A 17,222-nucleotide genomic window follows, 5' to 3' on the forward strand; every position below is an offset into this window, starting at 1 on the left:
CCTGACGTCAAAGATGCGGGTCCGGATGGTCGTCCGGGATGTTCAGTTCGATGCCCATGCGCTGGCCCTCGGCGAGGATGTGCCGGCGCATCTGGGCGCTGGCCTGGGCGCTGTTGCGTGCGCGGATGGCGCGCACCACCGCCTCGTTCTCGTCGAGCCGTGCGGCCAGGTGTTCAGGGGAGTCGTGCAGCATGGCCGCGCTCTGCTTGAGCGCGTTGCTGGTCTGCTGCACCACGCTCTGGAAGATCGGGTTGGTGGTCAGCGCGAACAGCGCCTCGTGGAAGGCGATGTAGGCGGCTACGCCTGCCTCGCTGTCGCAGGCGTCAACGGCTTCGCGCAGGTCCATCAGGGTCAGGCGCAGCTGGCCGATGTCCTGGTTGCCCGCCGATTGCGCGACCAGCCCGGCGATGAAGGGCTCGAGGGTGTAGCGCAGCTCCAGCACATCGGCCAGGCTGGCAGCGCCGACGCTATCGGTGCTTTGTACCAGCGTGGCGTCGGCCTCCAGCACCAGCACACCTTTGCCAGGCATCGAACGCACCAGTCCGAGGGTTTCCAGTACGGTCACCGCTTCACGCAGGCTGGGGCGGCTGATGCCCAATTGTTCGGCCAGCTCGCGCTGGCCTGGCAGCATTTCGCCGCTACGCCACTGGCCGCGGGCCAGGGCCTTGCGCAGCTTTTCCACCACGGAGTTGACGACGGTCGATGAGCTGATCACGGTTCGCTCCCTGATCGAAACCTGAGTCTTGGCGCCTGTGGGCCGGCGCTGAACGCCGGCCCTGGCACGGTCAGAATTCCTGCTGATGGGCCTGGCCCGGTTTGCGCGCTACCGGTGCGAAGCCGGGCTTGCCGGCCAGCACGTTGTTGGCGCGCTCCATGTCGATGTCCTTCTCCCAACGGGCGATGGCCACGGTGGCGACACAGTTGCCGATCAGGTTGGTCAGTGCCCGGCCGATGCCCATGAACCAGTCCACGGCCAGCACCAGCACCAGGCCGACCACCGGGATCGCCGGCACGGCGGTCAGGGTGGCGGCCAGGATCACCAGCGCCGAGCCCGGGATGCCGTGGGCGCCCTTGGAGGTGACCAGCGACACCAGCAGGATGGTCAGCAGGTCGGTCATGGCCAGTGGCGTGCCGGTGGCGTTGGCGATGAACACGATGGCCAGGGTGAGGTAGATCGAGAAACCGTCCAGGTTGAACGAGTAGCCGGTCGGAATCACCAGTCCCACGGTGGAACTGCCGATCCCCAGGTGTTCGAGCTTGCGCATCACCTGTGGCAGTACGGCGTCGGAGGAGGCGGTGCCGAGGACGATGGTCAGTTCCTCGCGCAGGTACTTGATGAACGGGATCAGCTTCAGGCCCGACACCCGCATTACCGTGCCCAGGATCAGCAGCACGAAGCCTGCACAGGTGATGTAGAACAGCGCCACCAGCCCGCCCAGGTGCTGCAGCGATTCCAGGCCGTACTTGCTGGTGGTGAAGGCGATGGCGCCGAACACGCCGATCGGCGCCAGGCGCACGATCATGCCCATGATGCGGAAGATCACATGGCTGAGTTCGTTGATCAGGCGCGAGATGCCCGAGGCCGACTCGCCGACCAGGTTCAGTGCACTGCCGAACAGCACGGCGAACAGCAGGACCTGGAGGATGTTGTTGTCGGCGAAGGCACCGATCACCGAGGTCGGGATCAGCTCCATGAAGAACGCCGTGGCGCCGTGGATGTGCGCACCGCGATCGGCCAGGGCGCCGGCATCGGCGCTGGAGAGCTGGTCGAGGTGGATGTTGGCACCTTGACCAATGCCGGTGGAGAAGGCCAGCACCAGGCCGATGACCAGGGCGATGGTGGTGAGGATTTCGAAGTAGATCACCGACTTCAGGCCGATGCGTCCGACCTTCTTCAGGTCGCCCGCGCCGGAGATACCGCTGACCACCACGCAGAACACGATGATGCCGATGAGCATCTTGATCAGCTTGATGAAGCCGTCACCGAGGGGTTTGAGCTGCAGGGAAACTTCGGGAAAGCTGAGACCGCAGATAACGCCCAGGGCGAGGCCCAGGACAACTTGGAGGAAGATCGAACGCGAGCACCATTTGAGCATGGGAGGGATCTCTGATTCGGTGTCCCTGCTTCGATGCACGCCAGGGGATGGCGGGCGAAAGAGCGCAGGACTTAATTATTGTGGTCTTACCGGTTTGTCCAGTGCGGGGTAAATGTAAGCGCGAATTTCCGAGCTTGGCAAGGGCTTTTGGACTTACCGGTCTGACCAGTTGCAGGCGGGCGCACTGCAGGCGCTCTGCGTGGGGTGTTGGAGGGGAAAATAAATTTTGACGGGTGTGGCGTCGCTGGATACCGGGCCGACAGGCGGCCCGATATCAGCGAATGGGGGATTTTGAAGGGGTCAGGCTTGTGGTGCGAGGCTCTTGACCGACGCCAGTTCCGGGTGGGCGACCAGCTTGTCGATATGCAGTTCGTCGTCGTTCATCCAGGCTTCGGTCAGCACCCGGTAGTGCTCCATGTCGCGGCAGCGCATGCGCAGGCTGTAGTCGAAATGGCCGCTGATCAGTTGGCATTCATAGACCTGCGGGCAGGCCCGCACGGTGGCCTCGAAGGCGCGCTGGGCGGAACGTCCGCTCTGGTTGGACAAGGCCACCAGGACCAGCAGCGACAGGCCAGGCGACACCTGCTGCAGGTCGATGATCGCACCGTAGCCGCGGATCACACCTCGGCGCTCCAGCTTGCGCACCCGCTCAAGGCAAGGCCTGGGCGTCAGGTGCACGAGGGTCGAGAGCTTCTCGTAGGTGATCCTGCCGTGGTGGCGCAGCACATCGATGATCGCTTCATCGATGCGGTCCAGCGGCGGATTGGCGGGGGAGCGGGTGGCCTTGCTATCCATACGGCGTGACTTCACTTCAAACGGTTTGAGAGAAACTGTTGCAGGCGTGGGCTCTGCGGGTGGTCCAGGATGTCGGCACTGCCGTGCTCCTCCACCAGTCCCTGGTGCAGGAACAGCACCTGGCTGGACACCTGGCGGGCAAAGCCCATCTCGTGGGTGACCATGAGCATGGTACGTCCTTCCTCGGCGAGCGTCTGTATCACCTTGAGCACTTCGCCGACCAGCTCGGGGTCGAGTGCCGAGGTCGGTTCGTCGAACAGGATGATCTCCGGCTCCATGGCCAGTGCGCGGGCGATCGCCACCCGCTGCTGTTGGCCGCCGGAGAGGAAGGCAGGGTATTGCTCAGCGGCGCGCGCGGGCAGGCCGACCTTGTCCAGATAGGTGCGCGCTCGCGCCTGGGCCTCGGCGGCACTGATGCCCAGTACCTTGCGCGGCGCCAGGCAGATGTTTTCCAGCACGGTCAGGTGGCTCCACAGGTTGAAATGCTGGAACACCATCGCCAGGCGTGTGCGCAGGTTTTGCAGTTGTGCAGGTGGCGGCGTGCGGGTGCCGGGGCGGATCTGCAGGGTCTGGCCGTCGAGGGTGATGCTGCCGGCATCGGGCTGTTCGAGGAAGTTGATGCAGCGCAGGAAGGTGCTCTTGCCCGAGCCACTGGCGCCGATCAGGCTGATCACGTCGCCCTTGCGGGCTTGCAGCGATACGCCCTTGAGCACCTGGTGCTCGCCGTAATGCTTGTGCAGGCCGTCGACGCTGAGCTTGATCGCGCTCGCATGGGCCTGGGTGGAGGGCGCGTGTTCGAAGTTCAAAGGCAGTGCGGTGGCGGTCATGGGGTCAGCCTCGTACGGGATCAAGGAAGCGCATCCAGCGGCGCTCGGCGAGTCGGAACAAGCCGACCAGGGCGAAGGACAGCAACATGTACAGCAGCGCAGCCACGCCGAAAGCCTGGAAGGTCAGGAAGGTCGCGGCGTTGGCGTCGCGCGCCACCTTGAGGATGTCGGCGACGGTGGCGGTGAAGGCCAGCGAGGTGGCATGCAGCATGAGGATCAGCTCGTTGCTGTAGGCCGGCAGCGAGCGGCGCAGGGCCGCCGGCAGTACCAGGAACAGGTTCAGCTTCCAGCCGCGCAGGCCATAGGCCTGAGCCGCCTCCAGTTCGCCAGCGGGCAGGTTGCGGATCGCCCCGGCGAAAATCTCCACGGTGTAGGCGCAGGTGTTGAGCACGAACGCCAGCAGGGTGCAGTTGAGTGCGTTGCGCAAGAACTGGTCGAGCAGCGCGTGTTCGCGCACCACCTCCAGGCTGTAGAGGCCTGTGTAGCAGATCAGCAACTGGATATAGAGCGGTGTGCCGCGGAACACGAAGGTGTACACCTGCACCGGCACGCGCAGCCAGCTGTGGCGCGACACCCGCGCCAGCGCCAGGGGTAGCGAAAGTACGAACCCCAGGACCATGCTCGCCAGGAACAGCCACAGCGTCATGGCCAGGCCCGACAGACCACTGCCATCGTTGTACAGATAGGCGATGCCGTATTGCTGAAGGAGTTCGATCATCGTGCCAGCCCCCGCACGCCGGTGTTGTAGCGCCGCTCAAGGTGCTTGAACAGACGATTGGAAAGGGTGGTGATCAGCAGGTAGACCAACCCGGCCAGGCACAGGAAGAACAGCATGTCATTGGTGGTCTTGCCGGCGTTCTGCGCGGCCTTGACCAGGTCGGCCAGGCCGATGATCGACACCAGTGCAGTGGACTTGAGCAACACCAGCCAGTTGTTGCCAAGGCCCGGTAGGGCGAAACGCATCAGTTGTGGGAACAGCACCAGGCGAAAGCGCTGGGCACGGCTCAGGCCGTAGGCGGTGGCTGCCTCCAGTTGACCCGCTGGCACGCTGAGGATCGCGCCGCGAAAGTTCTCGGTGAAGTAGGCGCCGTAGATGAAGCCCAGGGTCAGCACGCCGGCGCCGAAGGGGTCGATCTCCACGTAGTCCCAACCCAGTGCTTCGGTGAGGTCGTTGAGCCAGATCTGCATGCTGTAGAACAGCAACAGGATCAGCACCAGGTCCGGGACGCTGCGGATCAGTGTGGTGTAGAGGGTGGCCGGGATACGCAGCAGCTTGGAGTGCGACAGCTTGGCGCTGGCGCCGACCAGGCCGAGCAGCAGGCTGAGCAGCAACGACAGCAATGCCAGCTTCAGGGTCATCCAGGTGCCTTGGGCCAGCAACGGGCCGAAGCCTTGCAGAAAAAGCAAGTCGTTCATGAGAGGGGTCTCGTGCGACGGGATGGCTTGGGGATCGAAGCTGTCTGCGCTGGCCGCTTCGCGGGCAAGTCGGGGCCAGCGCTGGCAGCGACGATCACTCGTTGTAGATGTCCAGGTCGCCCACGTACTTCTTCTGGATTTCGGTGTAGGTGCCATCGGCGTGGATCGCCGCGATACCCTTGTCGAGCAGGGCCTTGAGCTCCGGGTCTGTCTTGCGCAGGCCCATGGCGATGTCCAGCGGCAGGCTTGGGTCCTTGATCGCCGGGCCGCTCTTGAAATCGGCGCCCTCAGGCTTGGAGAGGAAATTCAGCTGGGCTTCGAGGCGGTCGGTGACGGTCGCGTCGAGACGACCGTTCTGCAGGTCGGCGTAGTTCTGGTCCTGGGACTGGTAGGCCTTGACCTGCGCGCCGAGCGGGGTCAGCACGGCGCGGGCGTAGGCTTCCTGCAGCGAACCCTGCAGCACGCCAACCTGCTTGCCCTTGAGCGACTCGGGGGTGTCGCCGAAGGTGGCGGACTTGCGCGCCACCACCGAGGTGGGGCTGAGGAACAGACGGTCGGTGAAATCGATCTGCTTCAGGCGCGCGGGCGTGACCGCCATCGATGACATGATGGCGTCGAACTTGCGCGCACGCAGCGCCGGGATCATGCCGTCGAACTCGTTGTGCACCCAGGTGCACTTGACCTGCAGCTTGGCGCAGATGGCATTGCCCAGCTCGATGTCGAAGCCTTGCAGGCTGCCATCGGCGGCGACGGATTCGAAGGGTGGGTATTCGGGGAAGACGCCGAAGCGGATTTCTGTCCATTCCTTGGCCTGGACGGCAGTGGCACACAGCGAGAACAGCAGGACGCCGAAGCGTTTTCGCATGGAGAGCATAAGTGTGGTCCCTGGGTGTTGTTATTGGTTGTAGGGCGGCGCAAGTGCGTAGGTCTGTCCGTGACTCTGGAGTCGGGGTCAGGATGCGCGAGGCAGAGGGTTTTTTTGTGTCGTTTGTGCGGGTGCTGGAGACCGGATTCGGTCGTTAACGGCGGAGCGACGGCGGAATCCGCTGTCATGACATCGATTTACAGATGTGCGACAGCGGTTTTGGTGGGTGGGCCCGGAAATAGGGCGGGTGCGATCCTGGTCGTCGCTATTCGGTCGCCGCTATTCCAGGGTGCGTCCGGCCCGCCAGTAGCCCATCAGCGTCAGGCTGTCGCGTGCCAGGCCACGCTCTTTGATCAGGTAGCGGCGGATCTCCATCACCGTCGCTGACTCGCCGGCGATCCAGGCGTGAAAGGCGGCGGCCTGGTCGCTGGCCAGCTCCCAGAGGCGCTGGTCGATGTCGACCTCCTCGAGCTCGGCGTTGCGGGGCGCTGTCGCGTTCGGCAGCGTGGCAAGTTCGTGTATCGCGTGCAGCATGCCTTGGCCGTGATCGCAGGCCAGCACGTCGCGGGGCAGCCAGTGCACCCGGGTGGCCGGGCCATGGCGCAGATCAAGGCAGTCGAGTTCCAGGGGAACCTCGATAAAGGCTTCGACCGCCAGGTGCGAGCGGTTGTCGGCCAACTGTTCGAGCGCCCCGGCGATCGCCGGCAGCGCGGTCTCGTCGCCTACCAGCAGAATTTGCCGTGCCTCGCGTGGGGGCTTCCACTCATAACCGCCGGGGTCGCCGTCATAGGCGAGGTTCGGTGCAACCATCTGCAGCCGATCACCGGGACGCGCATGGGTCGCCCAGGCCGAGGCGGGGCCATTGATCCCATGCAGGACGAAATCCACCTCCACCTCCCGCTGCGCGCTTCGCAGGGCGCGCAGCGTGTAGGTGCGCATGGGCGGCGTCTGCTCCGGTGGCAGGTCGCGGCGTGCCTGCTGCCATTTCTCGTGCTGGGGGAGTCGTGGCGGCTGGCCGTCAGGGGAGGGGAAGAACAGCTTGATGCGCTGGTCCGGCGCCAGGGTGGTCATCTGCCCGATGTCTTCTCCGGTGAAGACGAAGCGACACAGCGAAGGGCTCAGGGGCACGATGGTCTTGAGTTCGACATCGAAGATCCGGTAGGCGCTGGCGCGATTCGGGCGTATCAGGCGCGACAGGAAGGAGGTCATCGGCAGCCTCTGCTGGCAAGGAGTCTTCTGAAGGAACGAGCGCCAGCGGCGGTGAATTAGACCCGGTAAATTTTGCCCGCCAGCGTACGTTCTAGCTTGGATAGAAGCCGCAGCATGGCTGGAACGGATAGAGGCGCAATGACCATTTCCCGACGAGGATTCATCGCAGGCCTGGCAGTGGCGGGGGCCGCGGGTACCGCCGCCTACTATGCGCACAAGGAACTGACCCACGACCCTGAAGACGACATCGTCACCCCGGGCGAGGCCAGCGTCGAGCTTGCCGATCTTGCCGGGCAACTGCTGGCCGACCATTTGCGCGGTGTCTGGGATATCCGTTTCGAAGGCGCCGATGGCGGCCTTGAAGGCCTGCCGCGTGAGGGGGTCGAAGTGTTCTTCGACGTCGCCACCAAAGGCCGTGGCCTGCGCGGTTTCGTCGATACCGGCGAGCGCCTGCGGGCTGATGGGCCCGCCGCCTACCGGGTGCTGGGCGATCTGGTCGGCGCGTCGTCTGCCCAGGTGCGCTGGCGTCTGCTCAGTGAGAAAGGCGGGCCGGGCTATGAGTGCGTGGCCAGCCTCGACGAGGTCTGGGGCGAGTTCGCCAACGCCGGCAGCGGCACCCTCAGCGGCCGCTTGCAGCGCCTGGACCGGCCCTTGACCTTGCCGGTGGCGGACAGCCGTTTCGTTGCCGTCAAGCGCCTGTTCCCAGAGGCGCGTGAGCGTCTGCCCTATACCCCGGCCATGCAGGCCTGGGTCATCAGCCCCGAGCACCGTCTTTTCCATCAGCTCTGGCATGCGACCCGCGATCAGTGGCACAAGATTCCCGAAGACAAGCGCAATGCGTTGCGCGGCCTGGGCTGGCAGCCAGGGCCGCGGGACCGCGAACGCGATGCCCGCGGGCCGCGCAAGCACCGCAATGGTTCGGGCGTGGACTTTCTGTTCATGCACCGGCACATGCTCGATGCTGCACGCGCCCTGCAGGACCTGCCCTCCTGGCAGCGCTTTCCGCTGCCGCAGCCCAATGTCGAGTTCGACCGGCAGGGTTTTGCCCGCTATTACGACAATCACGACGGCTGCTGCGTGCCGCCGCCCTGGCAAGCGCCGGGCGACGACGAGTATGGCCAGTGGGTGTCGGCGATCAAGGCCGGGGAGACCTTCTGCAGCAATTTCCAGGTCTGGGAATCGCAATACCAGGACCCGCAGTACCTGTCGAAGCTGAGCCTCGGCACCTTCGGTTCGGAAGTGGAAATGAACCTGCACGACTGGCTGCACATGTGCTGGGCCTCGGTCCCCCGGGACCCGTCCAACAGTGCACCGGTGCCCTTTGCGCGCGACCCGTCGGATTTTGCCGGGCGCTGGTTCGGCCGCGAGAACGACTTCCTGGGCGATCCGTTTTCCTCTCACGTACACCCGGTGTTCTGGGGTTTCCACGGCTGGATCGACGACCGGATCGAAGACTGGTATCGCGCCCATGAGCGCTATCACCCGGGCCAGGTGCGGCGCCTGGAGGTCAATGGCGTGAAGTGGTTCGCGCCGGGCCCTTGGGTGGAAGTCGCAGACCCTTGGCTGGGGCCGGACACGCATGGGTGCAGCACCACGCCGGGGATTCGTCCGGGCAAGACGGTGGAGATGGATGTCGAGGTGATGAAGCTTGCGCTGCGTATCACCTTCGGCGAAGAGGACGGCATTGCCGACCTGCTGCGGCGGGTGCCGCGTCGGCCTTGGTATGCGCGTAACCTGTCGATGAAAAATATTCTTTCCTGAGTAACACCGAGTCGTGCTTTTCGCGGGCAAGTCGCAGCGGCGGTTCGCCGCTGCGACTTGCCCGCGAAGAAGACAACCCGCGCCGACGGGCTGACCTCAGAGCCTCCATCCCCCGCCCAACGCCTTGTACAGCGCCACGCTCCCCTGCAACCTGGCCAGGCGCAGCTGCGCCTGCTGGTCTTCAGCCAGGTACAGGGTGCGCTGCGTTTCCAGTACCGTCAGCAAGGTTTCGGCCCCCGAGGCATAGCGCTGTTCGGCGAGGCTGAAGGCGATGCGCGCCTGTTCCACTTCCTGATCCTGCCACTGGCGTTGCCGGTCGACGCCGTCGATCGCGTTGAGCGCCTTCTCCACATCGGCAAAGCCTGCCACGATCTGGGCGCGATAATTCTCCAGCAACTCTTCCTGGCGCGCCTTGGCCTGGTCGCGTTCGGCGCCGCGTCGGCCACGGTCGAAGATGGGTGCGGTGAGGGCGGTGGTGAGGGTATAGAAGGGGCTGTCGAGTACGTTGGCGAAGGTCCGGGCGCCACTGCCCAAGTCGGCGCCCAGTACCACGCGCGGCAGCATGGCGGCCCTGGCGACCTGCACGTCGGCGCTGGCCGCCGCCAGGCGTGCCTCGGCGGCGGCGATGTCCGGGCGGCGACTGAGCAGTGCGCTGGGTACGCCGCTGCCGATGCCTGGCCAGTTCAGTGCACTGATCGACTCCTGGCTGGTGCCCAGGCTCTGCACCGGATCACCGAGCAGGGTGGCGAGTGTGACGCGGTTGTCCTGCCACTGTTGCTCCAGCAACGGCACCTGGCGCTCCTGGGCGGCGACCAGGCCGCGTTGCTGGGCCAGTTCCAGGCGGGTCGCCGAACCGGAGCGTTCACGGGCTTCGACCAGGCGCAGGACATTGCGCGCGTTGTCCAGGTTGAGCCGGGCGATACGCCGCTGCTCTTGCAATGCCAGCCCTTGCAGGTAGCTGTCGGCGACAGCGCTGAACAAGGTGAGCTCGACCGTCTGGCGGTCGAATCGGCTGGCGTCGAGGTTGCGCAATGCACTGTCGCGGGCGGCGCGCAGGCCGCCCCAGAAATCGATTTCGTAACTGGCGCTCAGGCGCGTGGCGAAGGCGGTACTGGTGCGTTCGCTGCTGGTGGCGTCGAGCTGGTCGTTACCGTCGCCGCGCAGCAGGCGTTGGCGGCTGCCGTCCACCCCGAACTGCAGTTCGGGCAACAACGGCGCTCCGGCGATCACGGCGCGCGCCTGGGCCTGGCGCACCCGTGCGGCAGCGGCCGCCAGGTCGTGGCTGTTGCTGCGGGCGCGCTCGATCAGGCGATCCAGTTCGCGGCTGGCGAACGCCTGCCACCAGGCGCTGTCCGGCGGCGCCTGGTGGGTGTCGGTGGTGCCTTGCCAGGTGGGCGGTGGCGTGATGTCGGCCTGCGGCGGCGGTGTGCTGTTGCAGGCGGCGAGGCAGAGGCTCAGGGTCAGCAGGCTGATGCGGCTTGGCAATGTCATGGGCTACACGCTGGTAAGGGCTTTGACCGGGTCGAGTCGGGCGGCTTTGCGCGCCGGCATGAAGCCGAACACGACACCGGTGATCACGGCGCAGGCAAAGGCGCCGAGGATGGCGGGCAGGGCGAAGGCCACGGCGATATCGGCCAGCAGCAGCGCGCCGCCGATGGCCAGGGCCAGGGCGATGCCGGTCACGCCGCCGACCATCGACAGCATCACCGCCTCGGTGAGGAACTGGCGCAGGATGTCGCGCTGGCGAGCGCCGGTGGCCATGCGGATACCGATCTCGCGGGTACGTTCACGCACGGTCATGAGCATGATGTTCATCACCCCGATGCCGCCGACCAACAGCGAGATGGCGGCAATCGCGCCGAGCATCAGCGACAGGCTGTTCTGGGTGCGCGCCTCGGCCTGGATCAGCGCCGCGTCGTTGGTCAGGTCGAAATCCTGCTTGCCCTGGTGACGTTTGCGCATCAGGTGGGCGATGGCCGCTTCGGTCTCCGAGACCCGGCTGGAGTCGGCAGCGGTGATGATCACGTATTCGGGATCGTGCTTGCCGAACAGGCGCATGGAGGCGGCCGAGTAGGGCACCACGATGCGCTCGTCGCTGTCCTGGTTGCCGGAGCTTGCGCCTTTGGCCGCGAGCACGCCGACGATCTGGAAGGGCACGTTCTCGATCAGCAGGTACTGGCCCAGCGGATTGCTGCCGGGGGGCAGAAGCTTTTCCTTGACCTTCTGGCCGATCACCGCCACGGCGGCGCCGCTGCGCTCGTCGGCGTCGGTGAACAGGCTGCCTTCGACCACCGGCCAGTTGAGAATATGCGGGAATTCGGTGTTGTTGCCCCCCACGTAGAACGACTGGTTGTTGTTGCCATGGCGAACCATCAGCTCGCCACCGATCACCGGCATGATGCGCTGCACCTGGGGCAGGCCGGCGATGGCGGCAACGTCGTCGAGGGACACCAGGCCCGCCGCTTCACGGGCGGTGGCGTGCTTGCCGCTCAGGTAGAGGATGTTGGAGCCGAAGGCGGCCATCTGCGCCATCACCTGGCGCTTGCTGCCTTCGCCGACGGCGAGCATCACCACCACCGAGGCCACGCCGATGACGATGCCGAGCAGGGTCAGGGCGGTGCGGAAGCGGTTGATCCACATGACCCGCCAGGCGGCCTGCAGCGATTCGACCAACTCGCCTTTCCAGGCGCCGCGCAGGCTGGCGCCGCGGTCCAGACGCTGGCGCAGATCATCAGCCTGCAAGCCAGGTGTGGGCGCAGCGGGCGAGCGATCGGCGGCCGAGTCGCTGACGATCGCGCCGTCGCGGATCTCGATGATCCGCCGCGCCCGCGCCGCCACCTCACGGTCGTGGGTGATGAGGATGATCACGTGACCTTGGCTGGCCAGCTCGTCCAGCAGTGTCATGACCTCGGCGCCGCTGTGGCTGTCGAGGGCGCCGGTGGGTTCGTCGGCGAGAATGATGTGGCCGCCATTCATCAGTGCCCGGGCGATCGATACCCGTTGCTGCTGGCCCCCGGACAGCTGGTGCGGGCGGTTGCCGGTGCGGCTGGCCAGGCCCAGGCGTTCGAGCAGCGCGGCGGCGCGCGCATGGCGTTCGGCTGCAGGTGTACCGGCGTAGATCGCCGGCATCTCGACGTTCTCCTGGGCCGAGCCTGAGGGAATCAGGTGATAGCCCTGGAACACGAAACCGAAGGCCTCGCGGCGCAGCCAGGCCAGTTCGTCGCTGTCGAGTTCGGCGACGTCACGGCCAGCGAAGCGATAGCTGCCTCGGGAGGGGCGGTCGAGGCAGCCCAGGATGTTCATCAGGGTGGATTTGCCGGACCCGGAGGCGCCGACGATGGCGACGAACTCGCCAGGCTGGATGCTCAGGCTGATACCACGCAGCACCTGGACCTCGGGCGAGTCGATGCCGCCGTAGACCTTGTGGATGTCATCGAGCTCGATCAGCGGTGCGTTCATTCAGCCTCCGCTGGCGCGTGGTGCGCCGATGACCAGTTGCTCGCCTTCGCTCAGGCCGTCGAGGATCTGTACCCGCAGGCGATCGCTCAAGCCGGTGCGTACCTGGCGCTGTTCGACCTTGCCGTTACGGTTCAGGACCTGCGCCAGGCGCATGCCCTCGGTGGGCGCGTCGTCCAGCGCCGCCAGCGGCGCGGTGAGCACCTGGCTGGCCTGGCCTGCGACGAAGAACACCTGGGTGGTCATCTCGGCCATCAGTGCGCCGTCAGGGTTTTCCACGTCGAGCAGTACCGTGTACTGCACCACCTTGCTGCCGGTGGTGCCGCTGCTGGCGCTGGCCGGGCTGCCGCCGCCCTGGCTGGTCTGGTCGAGCGGCTTGGGTGGGATCGGCAGGATCTGGCGCACGGTGCTGGTCCAGCGGCGTTTGCCACCGGCCAGTGTCGTGAAGTAGGCGGTCATGCCAGGCTTGACCTGGCCAATGTCGGCCTCCGAAACCTGGGCCCAGACGGTCATCGGCGACAGGCGGGCAATGCGCAGGATCAGCGGGGTCTGCTGCTGGGCGTTGAGGGTCTGGCCCTCGCGCGCGTCCACCGCCACCACGGTGCCGTCCATCGGTGCGTAGATCCGCGTATAGCCGAGTTCTGCCTCGTCGCTGCGCAGACTGGCCTGGGCCTGGCGGATCTGCGCCTGGTACATGTCGATGCGTGCCTGGGTCACCTTGAGCTGCGCCTGGGCCTGCTGGACATCCTCCTGACGGGTCGCGCCGGCGCTGGCCAGTTCGTGCTGGCGCTGAAACTGCTGTTGGGCCAGCAGGTACTGGGCACGCTGTTCGGCAAGCTGGGCCTTGAGGTTCTCGATCGAGTAGCGGCCGGCGTCCAGGCGCGCCTGTTGAGTGGAGGGGTCGATCTCCACCAGCAGTTGGCCCTTGCGCACTTCATCGCCGACTTCCACGTGCAGTTTGCGGATCTGCCCGGAGGCCTGGGCGCCGACATCCACGTAGCGACGGGGCTGCAGGGTGCCAAGGGCGGTGACGCTGCTTTCGATGTCGCCGCGGGTGACCTGCACGGTGCTGACCGGCAGAGTGCCGAACGGCAGGGCTTTCCAGGCTAGCAGGCTGCCCAGCGCGATCAGGCCCAGGCCGCCGAGAACGAGGCGGCGACGGAGTTTGGATGTACGTCTCATGCAGACTTCCAGCCAGGGATGAAGGGCGTGTCGCGCCTTTCAGGGCACGCACGGAGGTCACAGTTAGACGAACGCTGGGGAAACGGATTTAGCCGCAGGTGAGAGGGTGTGTTGCTGAGAATGGTTGTAATTTGTAAGATGACACGCTGATATCACTGATGTGTATTTTCAATCGCATTGACGTTGCCCAACGGGAGAGGCAAGGGCCGTGGTGGAACATTACTATCGCGAACTGGTGAGTTTCCTCTCCTCGCGGCTGGGCAGCCGGCACGCGGCAGAAGATGTTGCCCATGACGCCTGCCTGCGCCTGCTCGAGCGCGGCGGTCATCCGCCGATCGAGCGACCCCGTTCCTTCCTTTACCGCACGGCACTGAACCTGGTGATCGACCGGCACCGGCGTCAGTCGGTGCGCCAGTCCGAGCCGCTTGAAGTGCTGGACAGCGACGAGCGCTGGCACAGTCCGGCACCGTCCCAGTTGCTGCACCTCGATGAGCGCCTGGAGATGGTTCGGCGCGCACTGGATGAGTTGAGTGTGCCGTGCCGCGAGAGCTTCCTGCTGCGCAAGCTCGAGGGTCTGTCGCATCCGCAGATCGCCGAGCGCCTCGGGGTTTCGCAGAGCGTGGTGGAAAAGCACATCGTCAATGCCATGAAGCACTGTCGCTTGCGCATGCGTCAGTGGGAGCAGTGAAAGGCCGGTGAAACAGGGGTGAAAAATCCCTGTGCAGCGCCTTGATTTATCGTCGGTTCCCGACAACTATCAAGACAGAGACCCGTCATTGCCCGCACAGGCGCAGCAAGGCCAGGCAGTGTCTCTGACCACCTTGCCGCCAGGGTCCGGACCATGCCGAACAAGTCCATGCGTATCCTCATCGCCGACGAGCATCCCGCTCAGCGCCTGCAGCTGGAACGCATGCTCAATGGCCTGGGCTATTACCGGATCGCCCCGGTTGAAAACTTCGAAGACCTGCAGCGCCTGGTGCAGAGCGCGTTGCACCCGTTCCAGCTGTTGGTGGGCAATATCGAACTGGGCAGCCATGCCGGCGTCGATCTGGCCCGCTTCTGCCGCGTCAGCCCGCAGATCCAGCATGTGCTGCTGTACCACTCCCAGCATCTGAAAGTGCCGAGCGTCGCGCAGAGCGAACGCCAGGCGGTCAGTGTCAGCCTGCCCAAGGTGCCCGATAGCGAGGCACTGGAATCGTTCATGGCGATCATCGACACCCCGCAGTTGCTGGGGCAGGTTGCGCTGCCGTCGGCGCTGGCTGGCGGCGCAGGCTGCTCCTGGCGGCGGATGAACTTCTCGCACAACGCCTTCAGCCGTTCCAGCTGAGACGCATCGGCTTTTGCTATCCTCTTGCCCTTTGCCGATCTGCGGAACCCAGAAATGACTGCCATCGATACCGCCCGCGCGCCTCGTTTCAGCCGCGGCGATCACCGTACCCTGGGCCTTGCGGCCCTTGGCGGCGCGCTGGAGATCTACGATTTCATCATCTTCGTGTTCTTCGCCCTGACCCTGAGCCAGCTGTTCTTCCCGCCACAGATGCCGGAGTGGCTGCGCCTGCTGCAGAGCTTCGGGATCTTCGTCACCGGCTACCTGGCACGCCCTCTGGGCGGCATCCTCATGGCGCACTTCGCCGACCACCTTGGGCGCAAGCGCGTGTTCAACCTGAGCATCCTGATGATGGCCCTGCCGTGCCTGCTGATCGGAGTCATGCCGACCTATGCCGACATCGGCTACGCCGCTCCTCTGCTGCTGCTGGCCCTGCGTATCCTGCAGGGTGCTGCGGTCGGCGGCGAGGTGCCCAGCGCCTGGACCTTCGTGGCCGAGCACGCACCGCCTGGGCGTCGCGGCTACGCCCTGGGCTTCCTGCAGGCGGGGCTGACCTTCGGTTACCTGCTTGGCGCGCTGGTAGCCACCTTGCTGGCGCGGCTCTACACCCCACAGGAAATCCTCGACTTCGCCTGGCGCTATCCCTTCCTGCTCGGTGGGGTGTTCGGCGTGTTCGGTGTCTGGCTGCGCCGTTGGCTGAGCGAGACGCCAGTGTTTCTTGCCCTGCGTGAGCGGCAGGCGCCGCCCGTGGCATTTCCGCTGCGCATGGTGCTCACCGACCACCGCGCTTCGTTGATCCCGGCCGCGTTGCTGACGTGCGTGTTGACCTCTGCGGTGGTGGTGCTGGTGGTGATCACCCCGACGGTCATGCAGCAGCGCTTCGGGATCGATGCCGGGCATACCTTCGCGCTCAGCAGTGTGGGTATCGTCTTTCTCAATATCGGTTGCGTACTGGCGGGGCTGCTGGTCGACCGCATCGGCGCCTGGCGCGCGGTGACGATCTACAGCCTGTTGCTGCCGCTGGGGATCGGCGTGCTGTATGCCAGCCTGGTAGGGCAGTGGGGCTGGACCTGGGCGGCTTATGCGTTAGCCGGGTTGTCGTGTGGCGTGGTGGGGGTGGTGCCATCGGTGATGGTCGGGCTGTTCCCGGCGCAGATCCGGGTGTCGGGGATTTCCTTCACCTACAACCTGGCCTATGCCCTTTGGGCGAGCACCACGCCCTTGGCACTGATTGCGCTGATGCCGTGGAGCCCCTGGGTGTGCGTCGGGTTCTGCCTGATCATGGGCGTGGTCGGGGCCTTGACCAGCGTCTTCTACGCCCAGGCCACGCCCCTGTGTGCCGAGGAGCGTGCGGTCGGTTGTTGAGTGTGCAGGTGCGCGGCACGTCGGGGCGCCGAATCGGCGCCCCACAAGGAGGGTCAGGACTTGAAGCGCCCGACCAGACCGTTCAACTCTTCCGATAGCTGCGACAGCCTGCCCGAGTCCGATTGCGCCGAGCTGGCCAGGCCTTCCACCAGCCTTGCCTCGTCGTAGATCTGCTGGATGTGCCGGTTGATCTCTTCGGCCACGCTGTGCTGCTCCTCGGCAGCCGCCGAGATCTGCAGGTTCTGATCGCGGATCTCGTTCACCGACAGCTGGATACCCTCGAAGCTGTCCCGCGCACGTGCGATCGACGACACGCTGGCCCGCGACAGGTCCAGGCAGCTTTCCATCTTCTGCGACACCTCCTGGGTCTTGTTGCCCAGGGTGTTGAGCAATTGGTCGATCTCGCCGGTGGAATCGGCGGTACGCTTGGCCAGCGCCCGCACTTCATCGGCGACCACGGCGAAACCGCGGCCCTGGTCACCGGCACGGGCGGCCTCGATCGCTGCGTTCAGTGCCAGCAGGTTGGTTTGCTCGGCGATGGCGCGGATGGTGCCGAGTATCTGGTTGATGTTGCGGCTGCCTTCCTCGAGCTCGATCATCGCCTGCGACGACTCGCTCAGACGGCTACCCAGGCGATTGACGTTGTCGGTGGTCAACTCGATCTGCTGCTTGCCCTCGGCGACGCGGTGATGGCCGTTCTCTGCGGCGTCGGCTGCGCTGCTGCAGGACCGCGCGACCTCGTTGGCGGTGGCGACCATCTCGTTGAAGGCGGTGGACACCAGTTCCACGGCCTCACGCTGGCGCCCTGCGGCTTCGTTCATGTTGCCGGCCAGTTCGCTGTTGGCCCGCGATGCCTCGTGCAGGTTGCCCGAGGCGGCGCCGATGTGCTGGATGAGTTGGCGGATCGCCGCGAGGAACTTGTT

16 protein-coding genes are annotated in these 17,222 nt (G+C 65.5%); 4 read left to right on the forward strand and 12 right to left on the reverse strand.

Features of this window, described 5'->3' with window-relative positions; translation table 11 throughout:
• Window positions 1-7: 7 nt before the first annotated feature.
• From ACMGGG_RS06705 to ACMGGG_RS06740, 8 genes are all read right to left on the reverse strand, one after another.
• Entirely contained in the window at window positions 8-715 is a 708-nt protein-coding gene (locus tag ACMGGG_RS06705; RefSeq protein ID WP_414155095.1) for a FadR/GntR family transcriptional regulator, read from the reverse strand.
• A 70-nt stretch (window positions 716-785) separates the two neighbouring features.
• The gene (locus ACMGGG_RS06710; RefSeq protein WP_054892430.1) at window positions 786-2,096 is read right to left on the reverse strand and encodes a C4-dicarboxylate transporter DctA; all 1,311 of its coding nucleotides are present in this window, start codon (window positions 2,094-2,096) and stop codon (window positions 786-788) included.
• A 300-nt stretch (window positions 2,097-2,396) separates the two neighbouring features.
• A complete protein-coding gene (locus ACMGGG_RS06715) occupies window positions 2,397-2,891 on the reverse strand; it encodes an Lrp/AsnC family transcriptional regulator (RefSeq protein WP_054892429.1) in 495 nt (164 codons plus the stop codon).
• A gap of 11 nt (window positions 2,892-2,902) precedes the next feature.
• Window positions 2,903-3,718: an ABC transporter ATP-binding protein gene (locus tag ACMGGG_RS06720; RefSeq protein ID WP_226938276.1), complete on the reverse strand. Its 816-nt coding sequence runs from the start codon at window positions 3,716-3,718 to the stop codon at window positions 2,903-2,905.
• A gap of 4 nt (window positions 3,719-3,722) precedes the next feature.
• A complete protein-coding gene (locus ACMGGG_RS06725) occupies window positions 3,723-4,436 on the reverse strand; it encodes an ABC transporter permease (RefSeq protein WP_054892428.1) in 714 nt (237 codons plus the stop codon).
• Window positions 4,433-5,134 carry an ABC transporter permease gene (locus ACMGGG_RS06730; RefSeq protein WP_414155096.1) on the reverse strand — a complete coding sequence of 234 codons (702 nt, stop codon included), beginning with the start codon at window positions 5,132-5,134 and terminating at the stop codon, window positions 4,433-4,435. Before ACMGGG_RS06730 ends, ACMGGG_RS06725 begins: the two co-directional genes overlap by 4 nt.
• 94 nt (window positions 5,135-5,228) lie before the next feature.
• Window positions 5,229-6,008 carry an ABC transporter substrate-binding protein gene (locus ACMGGG_RS06735; protein WP_414155097.1) on the reverse strand — a complete coding sequence of 260 codons (780 nt, stop codon included), beginning with the start codon at window positions 6,006-6,008 and terminating at the stop codon, window positions 5,229-5,231.
• A 270-nt stretch (window positions 6,009-6,278) separates the two neighbouring features.
• Window positions 6,279-7,208 (reverse strand): siderophore-interacting protein, encoded by a 930-nt coding sequence (locus tag ACMGGG_RS06740; RefSeq protein WP_414155098.1) that lies wholly within the window; start codon window positions 7,206-7,208, stop codon window positions 6,279-6,281.
• Between the two features lie 138 nt (window positions 7,209-7,346).
• Here ACMGGG_RS06740 and ACMGGG_RS06745 point away from each other — a divergent pair, with 138 nt between their 5' ends.
• Window positions 7,347-8,969 carry a twin-arginine translocation signal domain-containing protein gene (locus tag ACMGGG_RS06745; protein WP_054892424.1) on the forward strand — a complete coding sequence of 541 codons (1,623 nt, stop codon included), beginning with the start codon at window positions 7,347-7,349 and terminating at the stop codon, window positions 8,967-8,969.
• A gap of 96 nt (window positions 8,970-9,065) precedes the next feature.
• On the opposite strand, the gene ACMGGG_RS06750 is transcribed toward ACMGGG_RS06745, so the two are convergent.
• Genes ACMGGG_RS06750 through ACMGGG_RS06760 form a run of 3 tightly spaced genes read right to left on the reverse strand, consistent with a single transcriptional unit; the run spans window position 9,066 to window position 13,607 of the window.
• Entirely contained in the window at window positions 9,066-10,460 is a 1,395-nt protein-coding gene (locus tag ACMGGG_RS06750) for an efflux transporter outer membrane subunit (protein WP_414155099.1), read from the reverse strand.
• A 3-nt stretch (window positions 10,461-10,463) separates the two neighbouring features.
• Window positions 10,464-12,428 carry a MacB family efflux pump subunit gene (locus ACMGGG_RS06755; protein ID WP_414155100.1) on the reverse strand — a complete coding sequence of 655 codons (1,965 nt, stop codon included), beginning with the start codon at window positions 12,426-12,428 and terminating at the stop codon, window positions 10,464-10,466.
• The gene (locus ACMGGG_RS06760) at window positions 12,429-13,607 is read right to left on the reverse strand and encodes an efflux RND transporter periplasmic adaptor subunit (protein WP_414155101.1); all 1,179 of its coding nucleotides are present in this window, start codon (window positions 13,605-13,607) and stop codon (window positions 12,429-12,431) included.
• 211 nt (window positions 13,608-13,818) lie between these two features.
• On the opposite strand from ACMGGG_RS06760, the gene ACMGGG_RS06765 reads away from it, so the two are divergent.
• From ACMGGG_RS06765 to ACMGGG_RS06775, 3 genes are all read left to right on the forward strand, one after another.
• Window positions 13,819-14,295, forward strand: a complete 477-nt coding sequence (locus ACMGGG_RS06765; RefSeq protein ID WP_063546695.1) for a sigma-70 family RNA polymerase sigma factor — start codon at window positions 13,819-13,821, stop codon at window positions 14,293-14,295.
• 153 nt (window positions 14,296-14,448) lie between these two features.
• On the forward strand, window positions 14,449-14,934 hold the full coding sequence (locus ACMGGG_RS06770) for a histidine kinase (RefSeq protein WP_414155102.1): 486 nt from the start codon (window positions 14,449-14,451) through the stop codon (window positions 14,932-14,934).
• A 54-nt stretch (window positions 14,935-14,988) separates the two neighbouring features.
• The gene (locus ACMGGG_RS06775) at window positions 14,989-16,299 is read left to right on the forward strand and encodes an MFS transporter (protein WP_414155103.1); all 1,311 of its coding nucleotides are present in this window, start codon (window positions 14,989-14,991) and stop codon (window positions 16,297-16,299) included.
• A gap of 53 nt (window positions 16,300-16,352) precedes the next feature.
• On the opposite strand, the gene ACMGGG_RS06780 is transcribed toward ACMGGG_RS06775, so the two are convergent.
• Window positions 16,353-17,120 carry a methyl-accepting chemotaxis protein gene (locus ACMGGG_RS06780; RefSeq protein ID WP_414155782.1) on the reverse strand — a complete coding sequence of 256 codons (768 nt, stop codon included), beginning with the start codon at window positions 17,118-17,120 and terminating at the stop codon, window positions 16,353-16,355.
• Window positions 17,121-17,222 lie beyond the last annotated feature (102 nt).

Origin of the sequence: Pseudomonas sp. BNK-44-b (assembly GCF_047456245.1) — a bacterium.
In the GTDB taxonomy this organism is placed as follows: Bacteria; Pseudomonadota; Gammaproteobacteria; order Pseudomonadales; family Pseudomonadaceae; genus Aquipseudomonas; species Aquipseudomonas machongensis.

Bases quoted from the DNA above. Each gene is read 5' to 3' on its own strand.
- ACMGGG_RS06740 (WP_414155098.1), bottom strand. From the start codon at position 7,208: ATGACCTCCTTCCTGTCGCGCCTGATACGCCCGAATCGCGCCAGCGCC.
- ACMGGG_RS06720 (WP_226938276.1), bottom strand. From the start codon at position 3,718: ATGACCGCCACCGCACTGCCTTTGAACTTCGAACACGCGCCCTCCACC.
- ACMGGG_RS06775 (WP_414155103.1), top strand. From the start codon at position 14,989: ATGACTGCCATCGATACCGCCCGCGCGCCTCGTTTCAGCCGCGGCGAT.
- ACMGGG_RS06730 (WP_414155096.1), bottom strand. From the start codon at position 5,134: ATGAACGACTTGCTTTTTCTGCAAGGCTTCGGCCCGTTGCTGGCCCAA.
- ACMGGG_RS06725 (WP_054892428.1), bottom strand. From the start codon at position 4,436: ATGATCGAACTCCTTCAGCAATACGGCATCGCCTATCTGTACAACGAT.
- ACMGGG_RS06715 (WP_054892429.1), bottom strand. From the start codon at position 2,891: ATGGATAGCAAGGCCACCCGCTCCCCCGCCAATCCGCCGCTGGACCGC.
- ACMGGG_RS06755 (WP_414155100.1), bottom strand. From the start codon at position 12,428: ATGAACGCACCGCTGATCGAGCTCGATGACATCCACAAGGTCTACGGC.
- ACMGGG_RS06735 (WP_414155097.1), bottom strand. From the start codon at position 6,008: ATGCTCTCCATGCGAAAACGCTTCGGCGTCCTGCTGTTCTCGCTGTGT.
- ACMGGG_RS06760 (WP_414155101.1), bottom strand. From the start codon at position 13,607: ATGAGACGTACATCCAAACTCCGTCGCCGCCTCGTTCTCGGCGGCCTG.
- ACMGGG_RS06745 (WP_054892424.1), top strand. From the start codon at position 7,347: ATGACCATTTCCCGACGAGGATTCATCGCAGGCCTGGCAGTGGCGGGG.
- ACMGGG_RS06770 (WP_414155102.1), top strand. From the start codon at position 14,449: ATGCCGAACAAGTCCATGCGTATCCTCATCGCCGACGAGCATCCCGCT.
- ACMGGG_RS06780 (WP_414155782.1), bottom strand. From the start codon at position 17,120: ATGAACGAAGCCGCAGGGCGCCAGCGTGAGGCCGTGGAACTGGTGTCC.
- ACMGGG_RS06710 (WP_054892430.1), bottom strand. From the start codon at position 2,096: ATGCTCAAATGGTGCTCGCGTTCGATCTTCCTCCAAGTTGTCCTGGGC.
- ACMGGG_RS06750 (WP_414155099.1), bottom strand. From the start codon at position 10,460: ATGACATTGCCAAGCCGCATCAGCCTGCTGACCCTGAGCCTCTGCCTC.